The following is a 19,852-nucleotide window of genomic DNA, read 5'->3' as shown; positions in this document are numbered from 1 at the left end:
ATCTCCTACTTGGAGATCGAGCCTCTCGTTCCCTTCTTTTACCTCTACCTCATCACTAGGGATCCGCGTATCTCTCTTACTAAGAACACCTAGCAAGACCCGTAAACTTCTTACTCATACTTTGGCCTGTACTGTACAGTTAATTCCTGGGATGTTCTCTGGTTTTCAGCACATCTTAGTCCTTTCCATGGATAGGAAGAAGGATAAATCACTTATCTGGCGAAACTTTCATATATGCGTAACGACGTTCCGCAACAGTAAACACATCGCGAAGTCAGGCTACTTTTGTTAATACTACATGGTAAAGGTGGAAGTTGTATGAAACCAGAAGGCGTAGTTGTTCCCATCATCACACCTGTAAATGAACACGGACAAGTTGATCGAGAGGGACTTCGGCGACTCGTTAATCATCTGATTAAAGGGGGAATCCGGGGTATCTTCCCGGCGGGAACAACTGGGGAATTTGCGCGACTTGCGGATGCTTCCCGTCATGAATTGTTTAGGCTTACTACCGAGTACTGTCAAGGTAGGGCTCAGGTGTACGCAGGCGTCTCCGATACTTCATTAGATGCGGTAGTGGGCCATATCCGTTCCGCGGAGAAGTCAGGTGTTGATGCCTGTGTAATTAGTCTGCCGTACTACTACTCATTGTCCCCCGAGGAGGCAAAACGGTGGTTTACCGCTGTGATCGAGGCCACTGATCTACCGGTAGTCCTTTACAATATTCCGGGCAATGTGGGACAGATCATTCCTCCGGATGTGATCGGCGCCTTGGGTGCTCGGGTAGCGGGCATGAAGGATAGTGGTGGGGATCCGACCTTAATGAAGGAGTATCTCCAGGCCCTAGGAGGGGACGGTCGGATTGCCAGTTTCTTAGCCGGAAGCGAAGAGGTCATTAATGAAGCCGTTAGCCTTGGGGCCGAGGGCGTGGTACCATCTATGGCCAATGTATTTCCGCGGTTGTGGTCTGCGCTCTGGGCCTTTCGTCATGATAAGACCATTTTCCCCCGCATGGTGGATATGGTTAACCAAATTAACCAACTAAACACCTGCGCTAAGTTGCCCCTATGCTCTGTCCTTTGGAAGAAGAGATTGCTAGCCCTTGAGGGTATTTGCTGCGAGAATGCGATTTTTCCCTCAAGTCTGCTTGAGCCTCGGTTTGACGGACTCCTTCGGCAAACCGCAAACAAGGTGGATACATTCCTTAGATCATTAGATGAGGAAATGGGAATGGAGGACGTTACTGGTATAGCCTTACCCTAGAAAGAGCGAAGGTCTTCTCATTTTCCCCGTTTAGGAGGGAAAATGAGAAGCATTCTTCAGTACTGGTTCCAAGGCCCGGGGCATGATTCCACTGAAGTAGGCGAGCAAGACTCCATAGTTAACCACTGGAACCCCCGCATTATGCAAACGGTAGATTCTCTGGAGCATGGTTTTTCTTGTGATCATGCATCCCCCACAGTGTACAGCCAGTTTGAACTGGGACAAATCCTCGGGAAAATCTTCACCCACAGACCAAGTTAGCTCAAGTTTGCCCCCAGCCCGTTCTTGTAGAAGGGCAGGGATCTTCACCCGGCCGATGTCTTCTTCTAGGGGCCGGTGGGTACAGGCTTCACAGATCAAGACCCGATCCCCTGGGGCCAGTTCATCGATAACCGACGCTCCCTTTGCCAACAGTTGGAGATCCCCTTTGTACCGAGCGAACAAAATGGAAAAGGAAGTGAGAGGTGTATTCGGACTGAGATCCTTTGCCACCTCGCGAAAGATCTGTGAGTCGGTGATCACCAACTGGGGCGCTTCCTTCAGTTTGTTTAAGGTGGGGGCGAGTTCTGAGTCCTTAACAATTAGTGCTTGACAGTTATGATCTAAAAGATCCCGAATGGTCTGCACTTGGGGTAGGATTAGTCGTCCCTTAGGCGCCTGTTGGTCCAGCGGGACTACTAAGAGGACTAGATCACCGGCGTTTAGCAAGTCGCCCACAATGGTTGTGGTACGCGGTTCTTTTGGGACCTTGTGGACGATTGCGTCTTTAAGCGTTTCAATACCTGCTTTTGTTTTTGCACTAACAACAATCAGATCCTCAGGTAGTGGTTTTTTTACGAACAGATCACCTTTGTTTAGAACCTCGATATATGGTGTGTTTTGCTCCTCGAGAAGCTTAATCAGTCCCTGGTTCCGGCTTTTAGGATTATCAGTAATAACCACAGCTAGATCTGCCTTTTCCAACACCTCTTTGGTGCGCTTGATGCGTTTTTCCCCAAGGGCTCCCTCATCATCAAGTCCAGCGGTATCGACTAACAACACTGGTCCAAGGGGAGGTAGCTCCATGGCCTTGGAGACGGGATCGGTGGTGGTGCCCAGGATCTCTGAAACAAGGGATACCTCCTGATCGGCAATGGCGTTAATTAGACTGGATTTACCAACATTACCCGGCCCAACAAACACAATATGGGGTCGATTTCCCCTTGGCGTATCCTGCATATTCATCCCCCTTACCAGTAAATGTCCCTTTGACCTTGTTCAATACTCACAAGGCAATCTTGTATCCTGTGGCGAAGCCGGAGATTAGTAAGCTGGGCCAGCTCTTTTTCAATGAACTTGGTTCCCAACTCTTTTGTGGCAGGGGAGGCATAGTCACTAAGGTATTCCTGCAAAGTGCATAGGGCGTTGGGATGGCATACGTTCTGGATCTGACCGGTCTTTGCCAGTTGCATGAACCGGTCTCCGGTTCGTCCCTGTCTGTAGCAAGCGGTGCAGAAACTAGGCAAGTAACCCCTCTGAAGGAGATCGAAAATGACTTCATCTAGAGTGCGATGATCTCCTAGCTCAAACTGAGCGGTGTCTTCATGCCCTTGTTGGTATCCTCCTACATCGGTACGGGAACCTCCGGATACTTGGGATATGCCGAGTTCTAGTAATTCCCCCCGTAACTGGGGCGTTTCCCTAGTGGAGATAATAATGCCCGTGTAGGGAAGAGCGAGCCGGAGTAATGCCACTACTTTTTTCAGTTGGTGGTCTGATACAAGGTAGGGATACTCAGCAAGACTTACTCCGGATGCAGCCTTCAGACGGGGTACGGACACTGTATGGGGCCCAACACCGAACGCATCCTCCAGATGATAGGCATGGTGAAGCATGGCCAACAGCTCGTAGCGGTAATCATACAAGCCGAACAACACTCCCAAGCCTACATCATCAATACCACCGCGCATCGCCCGATCCATGGCTAGCAAATGCCAGTCGTAATCGTGTTTGGGGCCCCTAGGGTGTACCCGTCTGTACGTATCCCGATGATAGGTCTCCTGAAACAACACGTATGTGCCAATGCCCGCCTTCTTCAACAGTTTGTACTCATCAACGGTAGTCGCCGCGATATTCACGTTCACCCGTCGAATTACCCCGTTGCTCCTTGCCGTATGATAGATCGTATCGATGGCATCCAAAATATACTCGATGGGGCAGTATGTTGGATCCTCCCCGGCTTCTATAGCTAGGCGTTTATGACCCATATCCTCAAGGATTCTTACTTCCTGGGCGATTTCTTCCATGGTAAGGCGTTTTCGCGCTAAGTTGTTTCGGCAGTTATACCCACAGTAACTGCAACTGTTTACGCAGTAGTTACTGATATACAAAGGAGCGAATAGAACGATTCGATTGCCATAGATGCCTTTTTTTACGGTTTTGCTGGCTGCAAAGAGGGCCTCCTCCACCGCGGGATCGGAGCACTCCAAAATGTTGGCGACCATATCTATACTTAAGGTGCCGCCGTTTTCGACATCTTTAATGGCCCCAAGGATTACGCTGGAGTCTACGGGCTTTTCCTTTGCGTTGTCAATAAGTTTCCAAATCTGTTTATCGTCAATGAACTCTGTATTACAGTGTAAGTTAGGCACTTTTCTCCACTCCTCATACTTTGTTGTAGCAACAACTATGTCCTTGATCTAGGGCTACTGTCCTACCTAAGCCAAGGATCATCTGTTCAATGCGCCCTCGAAATAGAGTGCACGATTCATCGCTTGTTTCCGCTTTTCCTGGATAGATCTCATATTGCTTACGATACTTTACCGGCGTAATGTTTGGCATGACTACATTGGCTCCGGCCCGGAGGGCTTTCTGTCGACCGTAGGGGTCTAAGGTGGCCAAGGCAGTTGTCGCCGGAAGATGGGCATAGGGCAAAAACAGTCGTGTTAGCGCCAGGACATTCAGGGTCTCATCGGCGGACCCCGCAGCAGCATTGGCTAAGGGTGTATCTGGGTGGGGGATAAAAACACCAATACCCACCATATCCGCATTGATCTTTTGCATGAATAAAATATCCTCGGCGATCGTTTCTGGCCTTTGGCCAGGCAGACCGACCATGATCCCTGTACCCACCTGATACCCAAGCTTTCCTAAGGTGTTTAGCATCTGGATCCTAGCCTTGTAACTTGCTCCCGGATGCAGCCGGCTATACAGCGCTTGATCGATAGTCTCGTGCTTCAACAGGTAGCGGTCTGCTCCTTCTTGGCGGAAAAGGGCCAGTTCCTCTTCTGGTCGCTCTCCGATGGAAAGAGTCACTGCCACATCGAGTTTCTTAATTTCCCTCACCAGAAGACCAATGTTCCTTGCATCGTACCAGGGATCTTCACCGGACTGAAGCACGATGGTCTTGTATCCTACCTCGGTACCCTGTTTAGCCGCGAGCAAGATTTCCTCTGGGGGAATCCGATACCGTTTAAGCTTGGTATTACCCCGACGTAGTCCACAGTACAGGCAGTTTCTGATGCAATGGTTAGAGAACTCAATAATCCCCCGCAGATGGACCCCATTGCCTACGGTATCCCGTCGTACGCCATCTGCCCTGTCCCAGAGCTGTTCTTGGGCGGTACCCTTTGCATGGAGTAACCCGATCAGTGTTTGTACCATGGATCCCCTTCCCCTAACTCTTTTTTGTGATCAGACCAGTCTTGACCTTAACGCCCGGAATTGTCCCCAGCTTTCCACTTAGGGCGCCGATCTCATCGGTAGATCCATCAATGATCAAGGAAATCACGCAGATTCCTTCTTCCCGGTAGGGGATCCCCATGCGGCCGACGATCATTTCACCGTACTGACTGAGTAGTTCATTGACCCGCTCTGCAGCTTCGGTCCGATTGCTAATTACAATTCCTAAAACGCCAATTCCCTGTTCCATTAAGCTACCTCCTCTGCAAATAAAAAAACGCTTTGACAAGATCACAAAAGACATCTTACCAAAGCGTGAATCTACCCATGATGTCGATTGCCCCTCAACTTAGATGACCTTGTCTTAGGGTTCGTTATAAATGTGCCTTCCCCCTAGTAGCCACCGGAAGGTCAGCACTTGTGAAATCTATCACGATTAATGTATCACATCTTGCCTGATGATGCAATACCCCTTTTTGAATATCTTCAACAGATCGAGTAAACTAGAGGTTAAGAGATCGCAATAGGGCAACTTGAGCTTCCAATACTCTATTGTTATTCTTAGATTCATAGAAGTGCCGCTCACCGTGCTTTCATTACAATTATAATCTGGGGAGATGTACAAGATGCGACTATCCACCTCAACTTGCATTCATGAGAAAGTTCTATGGGGAAAAGACGTGTTCTACAGTTGTGAGGAGAGTATCACCGCCTGTGTAAAAGCAGGATACAAGGTGCTAGATATGAACTTTGCCACCTACTCCAGGGGAACACTTCCCATGACCCAACCCGATTGGCAGGATTGGACGAAGAGGCAAAGGGAGTTGGCCGATTCCTACGGCGTCGAGTTTTCCCAAGCCCATGCCCATTTCTACGATTGGCGGAATCTATCCGATGAAGAAGAAGCTTGGCATGAGGAACTCATGCGACGATCAATTATTGGAGCAGGTATCGTCGGTGCAAAATGGTTAGTCATTCATCCCGGTTCTGTGGATGATGATATTTGGTATTCCCACGATCTGTCCTTGGCCAAAAACGTTAAGGCTTTTAGGAAATATGGGGATTTGGCAGCACAACATAATGTGCATATTGCCATTGAGAATATGATTGAACGAAGGAATGGGCGTAGATACGCTAGCTCCACAGAGGAATTGCTAGAACTTCTAGATGTCCTCGATGATCCCATGTTCGGTATTTGCTGGGACACTGGTCATGCCCATCTAGCTGGGATCAACCAATGTGAAGCTCTAAGGACCATTGGCAAGAAGCTGAAGGCGTTGCATATCGCGGATAACCGGGGTGAAAAGGACGATCATATTGCTCCCTATTTTGGGACCATTGTTTGGGAACCGATTATGAGGACATTAAAAGAGATCGACTACCAAGGTGACTTTACCTATGAGATCCACAATTTCACCAATGGGCTTCCTGATGGCATGCACGAGCAGTTAATCCGTTTTACCTATGAACTTGGCATATTTATGCTAGATTTAGCCAAATAATGTATAAGGAGTCAGTCTGCGAGATTACCTCGGTAGGAGGATTAGCTTGATTAAGTTACACGGAGCTTGGTGTGATCGTACATTCTGGGTCTGGGGTGAGGAACTGGGTAAAGATCCCACACAGGAAGGTGGTTCTTTGCCCCATTATGGACTCAAAACGCAACAGTTGCGAAGTGTTCTGAGTAAAGTAGGTCTTAAACACCAAAGTCAGCAAGCATTGGTGCTTTGGTTGCCGACCGTTGGGAGTACATTAGTTGCTGCAACCGAAGGGGCCACCTGCCCGGCGGTAGATACTGAGCAGATTACCCTGCAGCCCTTTGGTGTTAATGCCGTTCCCCTAGATTCAGCCCACCGGTTTCCACTGTTGTATGCTAGTGCAACTAGGCAAATGTTAGTATCTCGGGTGATGACTGGTTGCACCTTATCCTTCTGGGCGCAAGTGACGAAATTCGCGCTCTCCTTAGTAGCTCGACAGCGGTTCTTACCAAATCTAACGCAGGGACAGAAGTATTACCAAGCCCGCTGGTCTCCGGTACTGGGAGGTCCTGATCAAGCAATCTTAGCAAGACTTGCCCAGGTGATGCCGGGGTTGGCTTTGGCCTTATCTAACGATAACACCAGCCCACCGGCTCCCCGTCGTCCCATCGCGCTATTGGCCTTTGTGGAGGAAACGGTAGATTACTTGGTCCGGAATGCAGCCGTTACAGTCAATCCCTATGGAGAACGGCCAACGAATTACCGCAATGTTCACCAACAGTGGGTAAGGGCTCTATGCTCCCTTCAAGGAACGGTAAAGGGTGGGGTAAAGGAGCTCGATGCACTAATAGCGGACATTAACCGGTGGCAGCATCCGCTTAAGGTGACAGAATCCGCTCCCTTTCGGTTATGTTTTCGGGTGGAGGAGCCGGAACTGGAGGAGAAGTCAGCGCAAGTTGTGGTTCCGCCTGAGGGGTGTACCTGGTTTGTCCGCTATCTACTGCAATCCCAGTTGGATCCTAGCCTACAGATCGCGGCTACTGATGTCTGGCAAGGTAATATCCCGGATGTCCTAGGCACGACCAAGCATGTACAGGAGTGCTTACTTATTGCCTTGGGTCTTGCCGCCCGTATGTCACCCTTGGTGGAAGTTAGCTTATCCGAACCTGCTCCTGCTGGCTTTTGGTTAAGTACCGCGGGGGTATATGATTTCCTCACCCATGAAGCCAGTCGGTTAGAAGGAGCAGGTTTTTCAGTTATGCTTCCCGCCTGGTGGGTTGGTAGCCGCGGAAAGGTGCGCTTGTCCGCGAGAGCCCATGCAACTAGCACATATTCCGCCAGTCAACTTGGTCTGGAACAGCTAGTGGATGTAGATTGGGAGGTGGCTTTGGGAGAAGAACGACTATCTATGGAGGAGTTGGCTGCCCTTGCCCGGCTGAAAATGCCCTTGGTTAAGGTACGAGGTAGATGGGTCGAACTTAACAAAGAGGATATAGAATCCGCCCAGGCCCTAATCAAGAAGGGCCAGAGAATGACCGCCAGGGAATTAGTAAAGATTACCCTAGAGGGTGAAACCCCATCCGGCGACTTAGAACTCCAAAGTGTCGAGACAAGCGGGTGGATCACCGATGTCCTTGGACAGCTTACCGGTAAAGAGACCTTCAAAGTTATTCCTGAGCCTAAGGGGTTCCGGGGCACCCTCCGTCCCTACCAGAAAAGAGGGTACTCTTGGCTTGCTTTTATGCGACAGTACGGGTTTGGTGCTTGCTTAGCCGATGATATGGGTTTGGGTAAGACCGTGCAAATGCTCGCCCTGCTCCAAGCAGATTGGGCAGCGGAGGCAAGACGACCAGTGCTTTTGGTATGTCCCACTTCTGTAGTGGGTAATTGGCAGCGGGAGGCGGCCCGTTTTACACCGGAGTTACCGGTGTTGGTACATCACGGCCCCCAAAGATTACAGGGCGGGGAATTTGTGGAGCAGTGTTTGCAACGGGCATTGGTAATAACCAGTTACTCCCTCCTATCCAGGGATAGGGAGGAGCTCAAACAGGTACCATGGCAGGGGGTGGTCCTTGATGAGGCGCAGAATATCAAAAACCCTGAGACGAAACAGGCTCAGGCTGCCTGTTCTCTGCCGGCCGATTACCGTGTGGCCCTTACGGGTACTCCTGTAGAAAACCACGTGGGAGATCTATGGTCCATCATGGAGTTTTTAAATCCCGGTTGGCTTGGGCCTGCGGCTACGTACCGCCGCCAATTTCTCATTCCCATTCAAAGATACCAGGATGCCACAGCAGCCAAGTATCTTAAGCGCATCACCGGTCCTTTCATACTTAGGCGGGTCAAGACCGACAAGAGCATTATCGCTGATTTACCAGACAAGATCGAGACCAAGGTGTTCTGTACCCTCACCCGGGAGCAGGCCTCATTGTATAAAGCCGTTACCGAGGAGATGATGGAGCTAATTGAGGGGGCTGAACAGATAAAACGACGGGGACTGGTTCTAGGGGCCCTGACAAAACTAAAGCAGATCTGCAACCATCCAGCCCTCTTCCTCCAGGATCGATCCCGCATACCGGGTCGATCGGGAAAGCTGATCCGGTTTACGGAAATGTTGGAGGAGATTCTGGCGGTGGGTGATCGGGCGTTGGTCTTCACCCAGTACGCGCAAATGGGGCATATGTTAACTGATTATCTCGAGGAGACCTTTGGACGTGAGGTATTGTTCCTCCATGGGGGTGTCCCTAAGGAACAACGGGATATTATGGTGGAACGTTTCCAAAATGAACCCCAGGCGCCCTTTGTGTTTATCCTTTCCCTACGAGCGGGGGGGACCGGGTTGACCCTAACCCGGGCCAATCATGTGTTCCACTTTGATCGCTGGTGGAACCCGGCTGTTGAGAACCAGGCTACGGATCGGGCCTACCGAATTGGCCAGACGCAAAATGTGCAGGTGCATAAGTTTATCTGTGTAGGGACCCTAGAGGAGAGAATTGATGCACTCATTGATAGTAAGGAGACCTTAGCTTCCCAGGTGGTGGGCCAAGGGGAAAAACACCTGACGGAGCTTTCGACCGAGGAGCTTAGGGAACTAATTCAACTACAAGAGACGGCATACGAGGACTAAAGGTGAGGTGGTTTAGTAGTGAGGCGCAGTGATTGGTATTACACACCATCGACTCCTATTTCAACCGAGGATGGAATCAAGGCCCAATCAAAAAGTGGCTCCTTTGCGAGTAACTGGTGGGCAAAACGTTGGCTGGCAGCGCTAAAGGCCATTGGGGCTAGCTCTCGCCTCAATCGGGGTAAGCGCTATGCTCGCAGTGGCCAGGTGCTCTCCATCGATATTGACAAGGGCCTCATCACCGCCCAGGTGCAGGGCTCTCGGAAGAAACCGTATACCTGTGTGGTGCAAGTTCCCGAGTTACCCGCGAAGAAATGGCAGGCTGTAGCCAACAGGATTATCCAAAGTCCTGCACTGGTGGCCCAGCTTTTGGCCGGGACTTTACCCGAGGTAATAGAGCAGGTTTTTGTCGAGGCTGGAACTTGGTTGTTTCCTACTAGTCGCGCGGAACTACAGACAGATTGCTCCTGTCCCGATTGGGAGAATCCCTGTAAACATCTTGCGGCGGTGTGCTTTCTACTCGGGGAGGAGTTTGATCGTGATCCTTGGCAATACTTGATGTTTCGAGGTGCCACCCGGGATGAGCTTCTAGAGTACTTACAGCCCGGGCAGGCATCATCCCAGAACAATGAGGGTGAACCATTACCGGTTGCTCCGGATGCCTTCTGGTCCGGGGGGGCTCTTCCAGGCGATCTTGGCCAATTGAATGCTGGGGAGCAGCTCGAGTCATCACTTGAACGACTGGGTCCATTTCCCCTCTGGCGTGGTGATACTCCCCTGGGTTTGCTTTTGCAGCCGGTATATATGTGTGCTAAGGAAATGGCTCTGCAAATACTAGCTGGGGACGATGCTTGGCCCGACGGTGAGTCAGCCGCTACAGATGTTTTGGATACCAATGAATCAGATCCCCAATGGGACCTAGAATTCATTGCCCAAGCAGCGCGCATCACGAATATAACTGCCAACCGGGATGAGTTTACCCAGATGCTACAATTTGCCCTAGCGCAGCTTGATTTCCCGTGGACACCCCCGGAGCGGCAGGTAGCTCTAAAGTATTGTGAGGGCATGTCTCAGGCGGATGTGGGTAGAGCCTTAGGTATACGGTGTGACTATGTCCGACACCACTTACTAGCCATTGCCAAGAAGGTACGGATGATGCTTGATACCTAGCAGAGTCAGTAGTGGGTCCCTATTGAAAAACAAAGGATGCGAATACATGGTCTTGGAGGAAAGGACGGATCATGAATGAGAATAGCAATTGTCGGGGCTGGGGGAATGGGTCGGGCCTGGGCAGAGCGGATTGATCTGATAGACGCTGCTCGGGTGGCTGCCTTTGTGGATCCGTTGATTGGTTCAATGTACGAGCCAACGTGGCTCAAAGACTTTCCAGATACTAAGGTAGTCTCGTCATTGGCAGAACTAGATAGTGGTATGGTTGAAGCAGTGGTAGTTACAGCGGCGACACCGGCCCATCAGGAAGTGATTCTGCAAGCCCTCGGAAAAAGGCTCCACGTGTTGGTGGAAAAACCCTTTACCACTTCCTTGGCGGGAGCCCAAGAACTGGTAGAGCTAGCTTGCCGAAATAACTGTATCTTGATGGTGAGCCAAAATTACCGGTTTCTAAAGTCGATGCAGTTGCTGCGTAAGGTCATTACCGAGGGGAGCTTCGGACATTTACGTGCTGTTAGTTGTCGCTTTTGGTGTGATCATGTGGGAAGGACCTATCAACGGGAAATGTTACACCCCATGGCCCTGGAGATGGCCATTCACCATTTCGATCTAATCCGGGCCCTTTCCGGGGCAGAAGCGGTCTTTGGCCATGTGATGGAATGGAATTCCGCCCGTAGCCCCTACCAACAAGGTGGTGGGATCGCGGCCTCTTACCAAATGGAGGGTGGTGGTTTATCCTTTCCCTTCTTGTATACGGGAAGTCTCATCAGTACACTGCCCCCGGCACCCTGGGTAGGTCTGTGGCAATTGGAATTCGATCAAACAACGGTGATTATTGACAAGGTCGATGGCGTCTATGGTATCTATCGAGGAGTCCCTAGTGATTATGAACTTCTGTCCTTGGTGGAACTGGATATTCTTGAGTCCCTCCCTATATCCTTTGAGCATTTTGTATCCTGCATTAATACAGGTCAGGAACCTTGGTCCAGTGGCCGGGATAACCTCCTTACCCTACGGATGGCCTTAGGATTTCTCTAAGAGGTAAGCGCCTATGGTGACAACGTGCTAGTGCCAGGCGTTGAAGAGGTAATGAATACTGGATGACCATGGAGGGTAAAGCGCGCAGAGGAGAAACCCTACGAATTAGGTTCAGGGATGCCATTGACTCAGGCGGGGATAATCGTTTCCTGCTGGATGTATGGTGACGGTCATTCCTTGACACAGAGTATTTGTTGTCGGACAATAGATACTAAAGTGTTAAGAATTCAGTATGCTACGTAGGTGGTATGGTGAACGTACGTCTAGTTGTGGACCCGGTGAAACTAAGGGCAAATGTATTCCGTGTAGCCTCCCTGTGTTCCAGAAGAGGCATTGACCTTACCGGGGTAACTAAAGGGATCTGTGCAGACCCTCTTTTGGCCCGGGGGTTCATTGAAGGCGGCGCCAAGGTTCTAGCAGACTCGCGGTTAAGCAATCTCGAAAGGTTGGTTGGTTGCGGTGTTGACCTTGCCCTGCTGAGGATTCCAGCCCTAAGTGAGGTTGAGGATGTTGTTCGATTTGCGGATATTAGCTTTAACACAGAAGTAGTAGTATTGAAAGCTCTGGCCAATGTGGCCTGTAGGTTAGGCAAGAAGCACCAGGTGATGTTGATGATCGATCTTGGCGAAGGAAGAGAAGGGATCCTGCCCCAAGATGCATATTCCGTTGCCGAAATGGTCTTAGGGATGCCGGGCCTTACCCTACGGGGTATTGGTGCCAACTTCACCTGTTTATCTGGGGTGGCCCCCACGGTAAGACAGCTGCAAACCTTAGTGGATCTAGCTGAAGCTATTTACGCTCGGACCGGTGTTTATCCTAAGGTCATCTCCGGCGGGAATTCCAGTTCCCTACCCCTTGTGGAAGCCGGTGAGATTCCCCAAGGGATTACGGACCTCCGGATTGGCGAGGCCATTCTTTGTGGTTGGCATGTGCCAAGCAATACACCGATTAATCGTCTATACCAGGATGTCTTTACCTTACTAGGCGAGGTTATTGAAGTCAGGATCAGTCAAAGGGGGATCCGAGCGGTTATTTCCTGTGGATGGTTAGATGTGGACGTTGCAGGCTTGGTCCCACGGCATGAAAACTTGCAGATTGTGGGTGCTTCTAGTGACCACCTTGTGCTAAGCGCAGCTAGTGATACTCCGATTAAAGTAGGGGATTATGTTCCCTTTTCGTTAAACTACCAGGCGATCGCCAGAGCCACATCGTCTACTTATGTTTCGAAGGAAATATATGAGCATAGCAATGTAGGATAGAAGTGGAGGCAATTTGATGCGAATTGCGATACTTGGTGGAGGCAATGAGGTCGGTGCAAGCTGTATACATATTGATCTTGGAGACTGCAAGCTGCTTATAGATGCGGGAATCCGCATGGGTGGGGGTGTGGAATATGGTGCTCCCCAGGACAGTCTACCGGATCTGGCCCGGATAGATGAGCTTGGCGGTGTTGATGCTATTTACCTGACCCATGCCCATTTGGATCACAGCGGTGCTCTACCGTTAGTACACCAAGCCTATCCCAAGGCACCTATCTACTGTACTCGTCCGACCCATCAGCTGATTGGTGTGTTACTAGCCGATGCCTTAAAGATCATGGAGCAAAAGGCAGAGCGGGAGATGGAGGTCCCTCTATATGATGTGGGCCTAGTAAACAGTATGTTTGCTAGGGTAGTTCCTGTGGAGGTAACCCGAGCTGCTCCTTTACCGCAGGACCTTGGGATTGTTCACTTTTTTCCCGCGGGGCACATTCTCGGTGCTAGTCTCATCGGCATAGAATCTAAGGTTGGGAATGTGTTGGTTAGTGGGGACGTATCAGTTTTAGATCAAAGGACCATTCTGGGGATGAGCTTTCCTAGGTTTGACCCTAATGTATTGATCTTGGAATCTACCTATGGTAACCGCATGCATGCTAATCGGTTGACCGAAGAGAAAAGACTGGCCCGGGCAGTTGCTGAAATCATTCAACATGGAGGACGTGTACTTATTCCCGCCTTTGCCTTGGGACGGGCCCAAGAAGTGATCCTGATCCTGTGGGCGATGCAGCAAGCTGGCGAGATTCCCGATTGCCCGATCTGGGTCGATGGCATGGTGCGTAGCATCTGCGATATTTACAGCAACTTTGCGGAGTACCTCTGCCCTAATCTAAGACGCAAGATTGAAGCCGGAGGCAATCCGTTTTTTCAAAAGGGTTCCCGGGTACAACCGGTTAGGAATGCCAAGCAGCGGGAACGCATTGTGCAGGGTCCACCTTGCTGTATTGTGGCTAGTTCAGGCATGCTCAGTGGAGGCCCAAGCCAGTATTATGCCGAGAAACTGGCTAGTGGGATGCACAATGCCATTTTCCTAACGGGTTACCAGGATGAGGAGAGTCCAGGTCGGCGCTTACTAGATTTGGCTGCGGGCCGTTCTAATAGATTAGTTCTAGGGGATAAGCAGATTGAAGTTGTGTGTATGGTGCAGCAATTCGGTCTATCTGCCCATGCTGATGGGGGCGAGTTGGTCAGCCTTACGCACCAACTAAAGCCGGACCATACGATTTTAGTACACGGCGATGATGATGCAAGGGCCCATTTAGCCGAGAGACTTACCAGCACCGCTGTATATCTGGTCGAAAACGGAGACGAATTGCAGTTTAGCTTTCCCCGTCGAGCTTCGTCCCCCGAACTAAAGCAACGCCAGGGAATTGGTAAAGGTCTGCCTTTGAACATTGAAGCACTTTGGCTGTATATCGTTTCGGAGACAGCGTTGGCAAAACGGTTGTTTTCAGCCACTGAACTTGCGGATCTTTGGTACGGTCACCGGTTAGAACCGGCACAGGTTGAAGCTTTAACAGAACAGCTTCAGAATGAGCAAGCGTACTTTGCCCAAGACTGGCAGCGGCCCTTTTTGTACTATGCCCGGACTAAAGCAGCGGTGGCTAATCAGGCTCGAAGGCGACAATTGATGAACCAGGCGCCGGAGTTGATTGGTAAGCTGCTGCTTTTACGGGCAGAGGATGGCAGTCTGGACTTTGGCATTTGTTACGGGAAGTCATCCACTGGCTTTTCTGCTTGGCAGGTGGGAAAGAACTCTACAGAGTTCCCTGCAGAAGCCCTCATTACTATTGTGGGGCCATGGGATATTGCCGATGGAACTGGTAGTGAGGAGAAAAGTAGATTGGCCGATGTCATCCAAAAAGGCACGGTGACCTACCGCAGATTTACCGGAAGAAGGCTTTGGGAAGCGGTGTTCCAAGCATACAAGAATCAAGAATTTACCCTTGATGCAGCCATGGATGCCTGTGGATTATCTATGGACCTAGCCCATCGGTTGGCTATCGCGAAAAGACTGGTCACCAGTGCAGATTTCGTATATTATAGACAGGTGGTACCAGGGGAAAACCGATATGGTGCCTTACCTGAGACGGTGGTTCCACAGGAGTGCCAAGAGGACCTGACGCGTCTTGAGTCCAATGCGGCTATGTCCCTCGTTGATGAATTGTTTCCAGCGGAGACTGGTTTGTATAAGCGGGGTGCCCATGTAGATTCGGGTACCTTAAGTCTATACTTCCACTTCCCTGATGTTGCCCAGGTGCGTTATGCGGGCAGATTGCGAGAACTAGAGGAGCTTTCTGGTTGGCAGGTTGAGGTGAACACTAATGCCCACCATGGAGCATTGAACCAAGTGCTCTTGACCTTGTTGCCAGGGGACTGTCTGCCGAAAAAGGGACCGTCGATTTACGCTGATAAGAAGAAAGTCCTGCTCCAGTGTACACTACCAAAGGATGTACCCGTCGCTAAATTGGTACGCAAGTTCAAAGAAGAAACGGGTTTTGAGCTGGTTCTAGCCGAGGAAACCCCTTCGGTCGTAGTGGAACCTGTCAATGCTGCTGGCGATAAACAGTGGGAGATTAACCAAGCCTTTCGCTTAATTAAAGAGCACTTCAAATGGCTGGGAGTAGAGATCTACAAGCATAGTAAAAAGACAAGCCCCGATGGTACAGGATATATCCAACTGGCCTTTATTTCCCCTGAGATCGGAAGACAGTATGCGGAGGATTTAGATGATCTATCACGGGAAAGCGGCTGGCCTATCGTGATCGCCGAGGAGCCAAACCAGCATGCCATTAAGATGGCTGCAATAGTATTAATGCAGCGTGATTGGGGCCTGCTCAAGGAGCCAAGTTTCTTTAAAGGGGAACAGCGGGTTGAGGTGAAGTTATCCCAGCGCCCCGATGAAAAGCGTTGGTTGGAAGCGGTATCACGATTTAAAGCCAAGACGGGCTATGACTTAGAATACACAATCTGAAGAGGTGAGTCCTATGGATCAGTTACAATTAGTGTCTACTGTAAAGGAGGCCTTAGCTAAGACCAGGATTACCGACATTCATACCCACATCTATCCAGGGAGTTTTGGTGATTTCTTCCTGTGGGGGATTGATGAGTTACTTACGTACCATTACTTGATCGCAGAGACCATGCGCTGGATCGATCTTCCCTATGAGCAGTTTTGGGCACTGGAGAAAAGCGCCCAAGCGGATTTGGTATGGCAGACGTTATTTGTGGAGAATACTCCATATAGTGAAGCATGTCGGGGTGTACTGACTGTACTTAAGGCCTTAGGATTGGATACCACCAAAAGGGATCTGAAGGAGTACCGGGAATATTTCAACGCCCAGGATCCTGCCGCTTATATAGATCGAGTCTTTGAACTCAGCGGTGTTGATACGGTAGTGATGACCAATGACCCCTTTAGCGAACAGGAGTATTGGCAAGAAAAAGGCATCCACGATGAGCGCTTTAAGGCGGTATTGAGAATTGATACCCTGCTTGTGGACTGGCCAGGTGCGGTGCCAAAACTTAAAGGTTTGGGTTACGAAGTAAGTCAGACCATTGACTCCAAAACCTGTGAACAGGTGCGCCGTTTTCTAACTGATTGGATTGGGCGGATGTCCCCCTTGTACATAGCCGCCTCCCTGCCCTATGATTTTACTCTACCCAATGACAATCCAGGGGCAGTGATGCTAGATCAGTGTGTGCTTCCTGTGTGTCGTGAGTACGGCTTGCCCTTTGCGGCCATGATTGGCGTGGTAAGAAGGATTAATCAGGCCCTGGGAGACGCGGGGGATGCGGTGGGTAAAGTGGACATTGGTACCGTGGGTTATCTGTGTGCTCATTACCCGGAGAATAAGTTTTTGGTTACCCTATTATCTCGGGAGAACCAACATGAGCTGGCAGTGTTTGCACGGAAGTTTCGAAACCTGCAGGTTTTTGGTTGTTGGTGGTTCTTGAATAATCCAAGCCTTATCGAGGAGATTACCCGGATGAGAATGGAGCTTCTGGGAACTAGCTTTATCCCTCAGCATTCCGATGCAAGGGTGTTGGACCAACTAATCTACAAATGGACCCATTCCAAGGAAGTGATTGGCAAGGTCCTCATCGACAAGTACAGTGACTTAATGGATACAGGATGGATTGTGACGCCCGATGAAATCCAGCGTGATGTTGACAAACTCTTCTCCGAAAACTTTTGGGATTTTCTATCATAAGGGGGTTGCTTTCAGGTGAATCAACTATCTGTAGGACTTCAGTTATGGTCTTTGCGTGATGATGCGAAGCAGGATTTTGTCGGTACACTGAAGCAGGTGGCTAACATGGGCTATGCGGGTGTGGAGTTTGCTGGCTATGGTGGTCTAGGTGCCACCGAGTTAAAGAAAGTGGTAACCGACTTGGGACTAAAACCGGTCTCAAGTCACGTAGGCTATGGACAACTCAAGGACCATCTACCTGAGACCATCGAATATGCTGTGGAACTAGGATTAGAATACGTGGTCTGTCCTGGTGCCCCTCGGGAGGCGCTAAGAACCTTGGAAGATTGGCGCGGTTTCGGTCAGTTTATGAGTAGTGTTGCCGATGAGTGTAGCAAACACGGCCTAATTGTTGGGTATCATAATCATGCTTGGGAGTTCGATAAAGTTGAAGGCAAGCATATTCTAGATATTATCTTCGAGTCTGCCTCCCCCAAGGTGCAAACGCAGTTGGATCTAGGATGGGTCTTCCATGCCGGGGTTGATCCAGTGAAGTACTTGCTCGGATACAAGGGCCGGTGTCCTACTGTGCATGTGAAGGACTTTAAGGGTGATCGACAAGTGGAAGTAGGGCATGGGGATTTGGATCTATCTGGGGTAATTGAGGGAGCCCGTCAAGCTGGGGTAAAGTGGCTGATTGTCGAGACTGAGGAGTATAACATGGCCCCCGTGGACAGTGTTAAGGTAGGCCTTGACAGTATTAAGGCACTACTGTAACGCCCCAGGGCAACGTCAGGCTCCAGAAGACTGTATACCCAATGGTGTAGGCCTATGGTTGCGGATAGGGACCTTATGTAGAACAAATGTAGACTGAAGAAGGACTGATGAGCCATCACCCTGGCGGTGGTGGTTCGTCTTTTTTAAAAGAGTGTGGTAAATCCTTTAAGATCATGGCTCGGAGGGATTCTACGCTGGTAGTTTAGGTCAAAGCAAGCAAACATCGGGCAAATGAACTAAGGGAAACAATAAGGAAGGGCTATTGGAGAGTCGCCAATAGCCCCATTCTGTATGCTTCGAAACCTATTAAGTAGGGAGATAAACGAGCTGGTCGTTTACCTCCACTCGATGTGCGCCTAAAATGGTATGAAGTGGAAAATGGCAATGATTCCGAGAATGTACATGAACCAGTGAATCTCCTTAAATCGACCGCCGGCAACCTTAGCAACGATATATGCTAGGAATCCAGCAGCAATTCCATCGGCGATGCTGGTGGAGAAGGGCATAATCGCCATAGTGATAAAGGCCGGGAAAGCTTCAGTGAAGTCATCGAAGTTTACATCCTTAATGGCCCCGACCATCAGAACTCCAACAATGATCAACGCAGGTGCAGTAGCAGCTGAAGGAATGCTCGTGGATAAAGGAGCAAAGAACAATGATAGCAAAAACAGGATACTAACGACAACAGATGTCAGTCCCGTCCGTCCGCCTTCAGCGATTCCTGCGGTACTCTCAACATACGTGGTTACTGTACTGGTTCCTAACACTGCACCACCCATGGTCCCAATAGCATCGACGATCATTGCATCCTTTACCTTGGGTAGGCGGCCCTGTTTGTCAAGAAAGCCAGCTTTAGCACCGGTGCCTAGCAAGGTCCCCATGGTATCGAAAACGTCTACGAATAATAGGGAGAAGATCACAAACACACCAAGCTTTAGGGCTCCCACGATGTCCAGCTTAAAAAGGACCGGGGCAAGAGATGCTGGGGTACCAACGACACCACTAATACTAGTAACCCCCATAGGAATTCCAATGATTGTTGTAAGTAGAATACCGATAAGAATTGAACCCTTTACCTTTAAGGACATCAAAATAGCAGTAATCGCCAGACCAATAATCGCCAGTAGCGGTTCCTTAGCAGTGACATCGCCCAAGGCCAACAACCTTTCGGGATCACCTACAATAAGACCAGCGGATTTAAGGCCAATTAGGGCAATAAACAAGCCGATCCCTGCTGCAACGGATCTCTTGACTACCAGGGGTACGGCTTCATCGATGTAACCAATAACGTTAGTTACTGCCAAGATGAAGAAAACTACACCAGAGATGAAAACTGCTCCCAAAGCGGCTTGCCATCCGTATTGGGCTGCTACCACGGAAGCGAAGAATGCGTTTAAGCCCATACCACTGGCCAATGCGAAGGGGTAGTTGACAAACACCCCCATAAGAAAAGTGGTAATGGCTGCAGCAAGAATAGTCGCGGTGGTTACAGCGCCTCGATCCATCCCGGCGCCGGAAAGGATCATGGGATTAACGAAAATAATGTACGCCATGGTCATGAAAGTAGTAATGCCTGCAATGATTTCAGTTCGGACATCGGTTTTATGTTCTTTAAGTTTGAAGAAGCTTTCTAGCATGTCCATCCTCCTTGTTATTGAAAGTTGCTTCCTTGAACTGCATTAGCCCGTACTATTATTAGATAACCTCACGACATTATCCTGCAAGATCTGAAAGCAATATAACAAAAACCTGGTTCTCATTTATTGTCCCAATTATCACAGTATTCACCGTGACCATGCTGAGGGGTTATGTTTAATCTAGGGCTATTTGAGA

Annotated in this window: 14 protein-coding genes; 9 read left to right on the top strand and 5 right to left on the bottom strand. The window is 49.8% G+C overall.

The features are described from left to right. Positions 1 to 318: 318 nt before the first annotated feature. Positions 319 to 1,263: a dihydrodipicolinate synthase family protein gene (locus M0Q40_03950; protein MCK9221763.1), complete on the top strand. Its 945-nt coding sequence runs from the start codon at positions 319 to 321 to the stop codon at positions 1,261 to 1,263. Positions 1,264 to 1,293: 30 nt separating this feature from the next. On the opposite strand, the gene hydF is transcribed toward M0Q40_03950, so the two are convergent. From hydF to M0Q40_03930, 4 genes are read right to left on the bottom strand one after another with little or no spacing between them, the layout of a single operon-like run. Beyond that, positions 1,294 to 2,481 (bottom strand): [FeFe] hydrogenase H-cluster maturation GTPase HydF, encoded by a 1,188-nt coding sequence (gene hydF / locus M0Q40_03945; protein ID MCK9221762.1) that lies wholly within the window; start codon positions 2,479 to 2,481, stop codon positions 1,294 to 1,296. Positions 2,482 to 2,492: 11 nt separating this feature from the next. Further along, positions 2,493 to 3,893 carry a [FeFe] hydrogenase H-cluster radical SAM maturase HydG gene (hydG, locus tag M0Q40_03940; GenBank protein MCK9221761.1) on the bottom strand — a complete coding sequence of 467 codons (1,401 nt, stop codon included), beginning with the start codon at positions 3,891 to 3,893 and terminating at the stop codon, positions 2,493 to 2,495. A 13-nt stretch (positions 3,894 to 3,906) separates the two neighbouring features. After that, complete coding sequence (hydE, locus tag M0Q40_03935; GenBank protein ID MCK9221760.1) at positions 3,907 to 4,905, bottom strand: [FeFe] hydrogenase H-cluster radical SAM maturase HydE; 999 nt, start codon at positions 4,903 to 4,905, stop codon at positions 3,907 to 3,909. Positions 4,906 to 4,918: 13 nt separating this feature from the next. After that, positions 4,919 to 5,173, bottom strand: coding sequence for an iron-only hydrogenase system regulator (locus M0Q40_03930; protein ID MCK9221759.1), 255 nt, complete (start codon positions 5,171 to 5,173; stop codon positions 4,919 to 4,921). A 376-nt stretch (positions 5,174 to 5,549) separates the two neighbouring features. Between M0Q40_03930 and M0Q40_03925 the strand changes: the two genes are divergently transcribed. From M0Q40_03925 to M0Q40_03890, 8 genes are all read left to right on the top strand, one after another. Continuing rightward, positions 5,550 to 6,425, top strand: a complete 876-nt coding sequence (locus M0Q40_03925) for a sugar phosphate isomerase/epimerase (protein ID MCK9221758.1) — start codon at positions 5,550 to 5,552, stop codon at positions 6,423 to 6,425. A 46-nt stretch (positions 6,426 to 6,471) separates the two neighbouring features. Then, positions 6,472 to 9,528 carry a DEAD/DEAH box helicase gene (locus M0Q40_03920; GenBank protein ID MCK9221757.1) on the top strand — a complete coding sequence of 1,019 codons (3,057 nt, stop codon included), beginning with the start codon at positions 6,472 to 6,474 and terminating at the stop codon, positions 9,526 to 9,528. Positions 9,529 to 9,546: 18 nt separating this feature from the next. Then, positions 9,547 to 10,695, top strand: a complete 1,149-nt coding sequence (locus tag M0Q40_03915) for an SWIM zinc finger family protein (GenBank protein MCK9221756.1) — start codon at positions 9,547 to 9,549, stop codon at positions 10,693 to 10,695. Between the two features lie 75 nt (positions 10,696 to 10,770). Next, entirely contained in the window at positions 10,771 to 11,733 is a 963-nt protein-coding gene (locus tag M0Q40_03910; GenBank protein MCK9221755.1) for a Gfo/Idh/MocA family oxidoreductase, read from the top strand. 248 nt (positions 11,734 to 11,981) lie between these two features. After that, positions 11,982 to 12,992, top strand: coding sequence for an alanine racemase (locus M0Q40_03905; GenBank protein MCK9221754.1), 1,011 nt, complete (start codon positions 11,982 to 11,984; stop codon positions 12,990 to 12,992). Positions 12,993 to 13,008: 16 nt separating this feature from the next. Next, a complete protein-coding gene (locus tag M0Q40_03900; GenBank protein ID MCK9221753.1) occupies positions 13,009 to 16,023 on the top strand; it encodes an MBL fold metallo-hydrolase in 3,015 nt (1,004 codons plus the stop codon). Between the two features lie 13 nt (positions 16,024 to 16,036). Beyond that, entirely contained in the window at positions 16,037 to 17,263 is a 1,227-nt protein-coding gene (locus M0Q40_03895) for a glucuronate isomerase (protein ID MCK9221752.1), read from the top strand. Between the two features lie 15 nt (positions 17,264 to 17,278). Next, on the top strand, positions 17,279 to 18,019 hold the full coding sequence (locus M0Q40_03890; GenBank protein ID MCK9221751.1) for a sugar phosphate isomerase/epimerase: 741 nt from the start codon (positions 17,279 to 17,281) through the stop codon (positions 18,017 to 18,019). A 356-nt stretch (positions 18,020 to 18,375) separates the two neighbouring features. On the opposite strand, the gene M0Q40_03885 is transcribed toward M0Q40_03890, so the two are convergent. Next, a complete protein-coding gene (locus M0Q40_03885) occupies positions 18,376 to 19,656 on the bottom strand; it encodes an NCS2 family permease (protein MCK9221750.1) in 1,281 nt (426 codons plus the stop codon). Positions 19,657 to 19,852: the final 196 nt, after the last annotated feature.

The sequence above is a fragment of the Limnochordia bacterium genome, assembly GCA_023230925.1.
GTDB lineage: Bacteria > Bacillota > Limnochordia > DUMW01 > DUMW01 > JALNWK01.
Note: the sequence above shows the minus strand (reverse complement) of the source record. Positions and strands in the feature narration are given on the sequence as shown.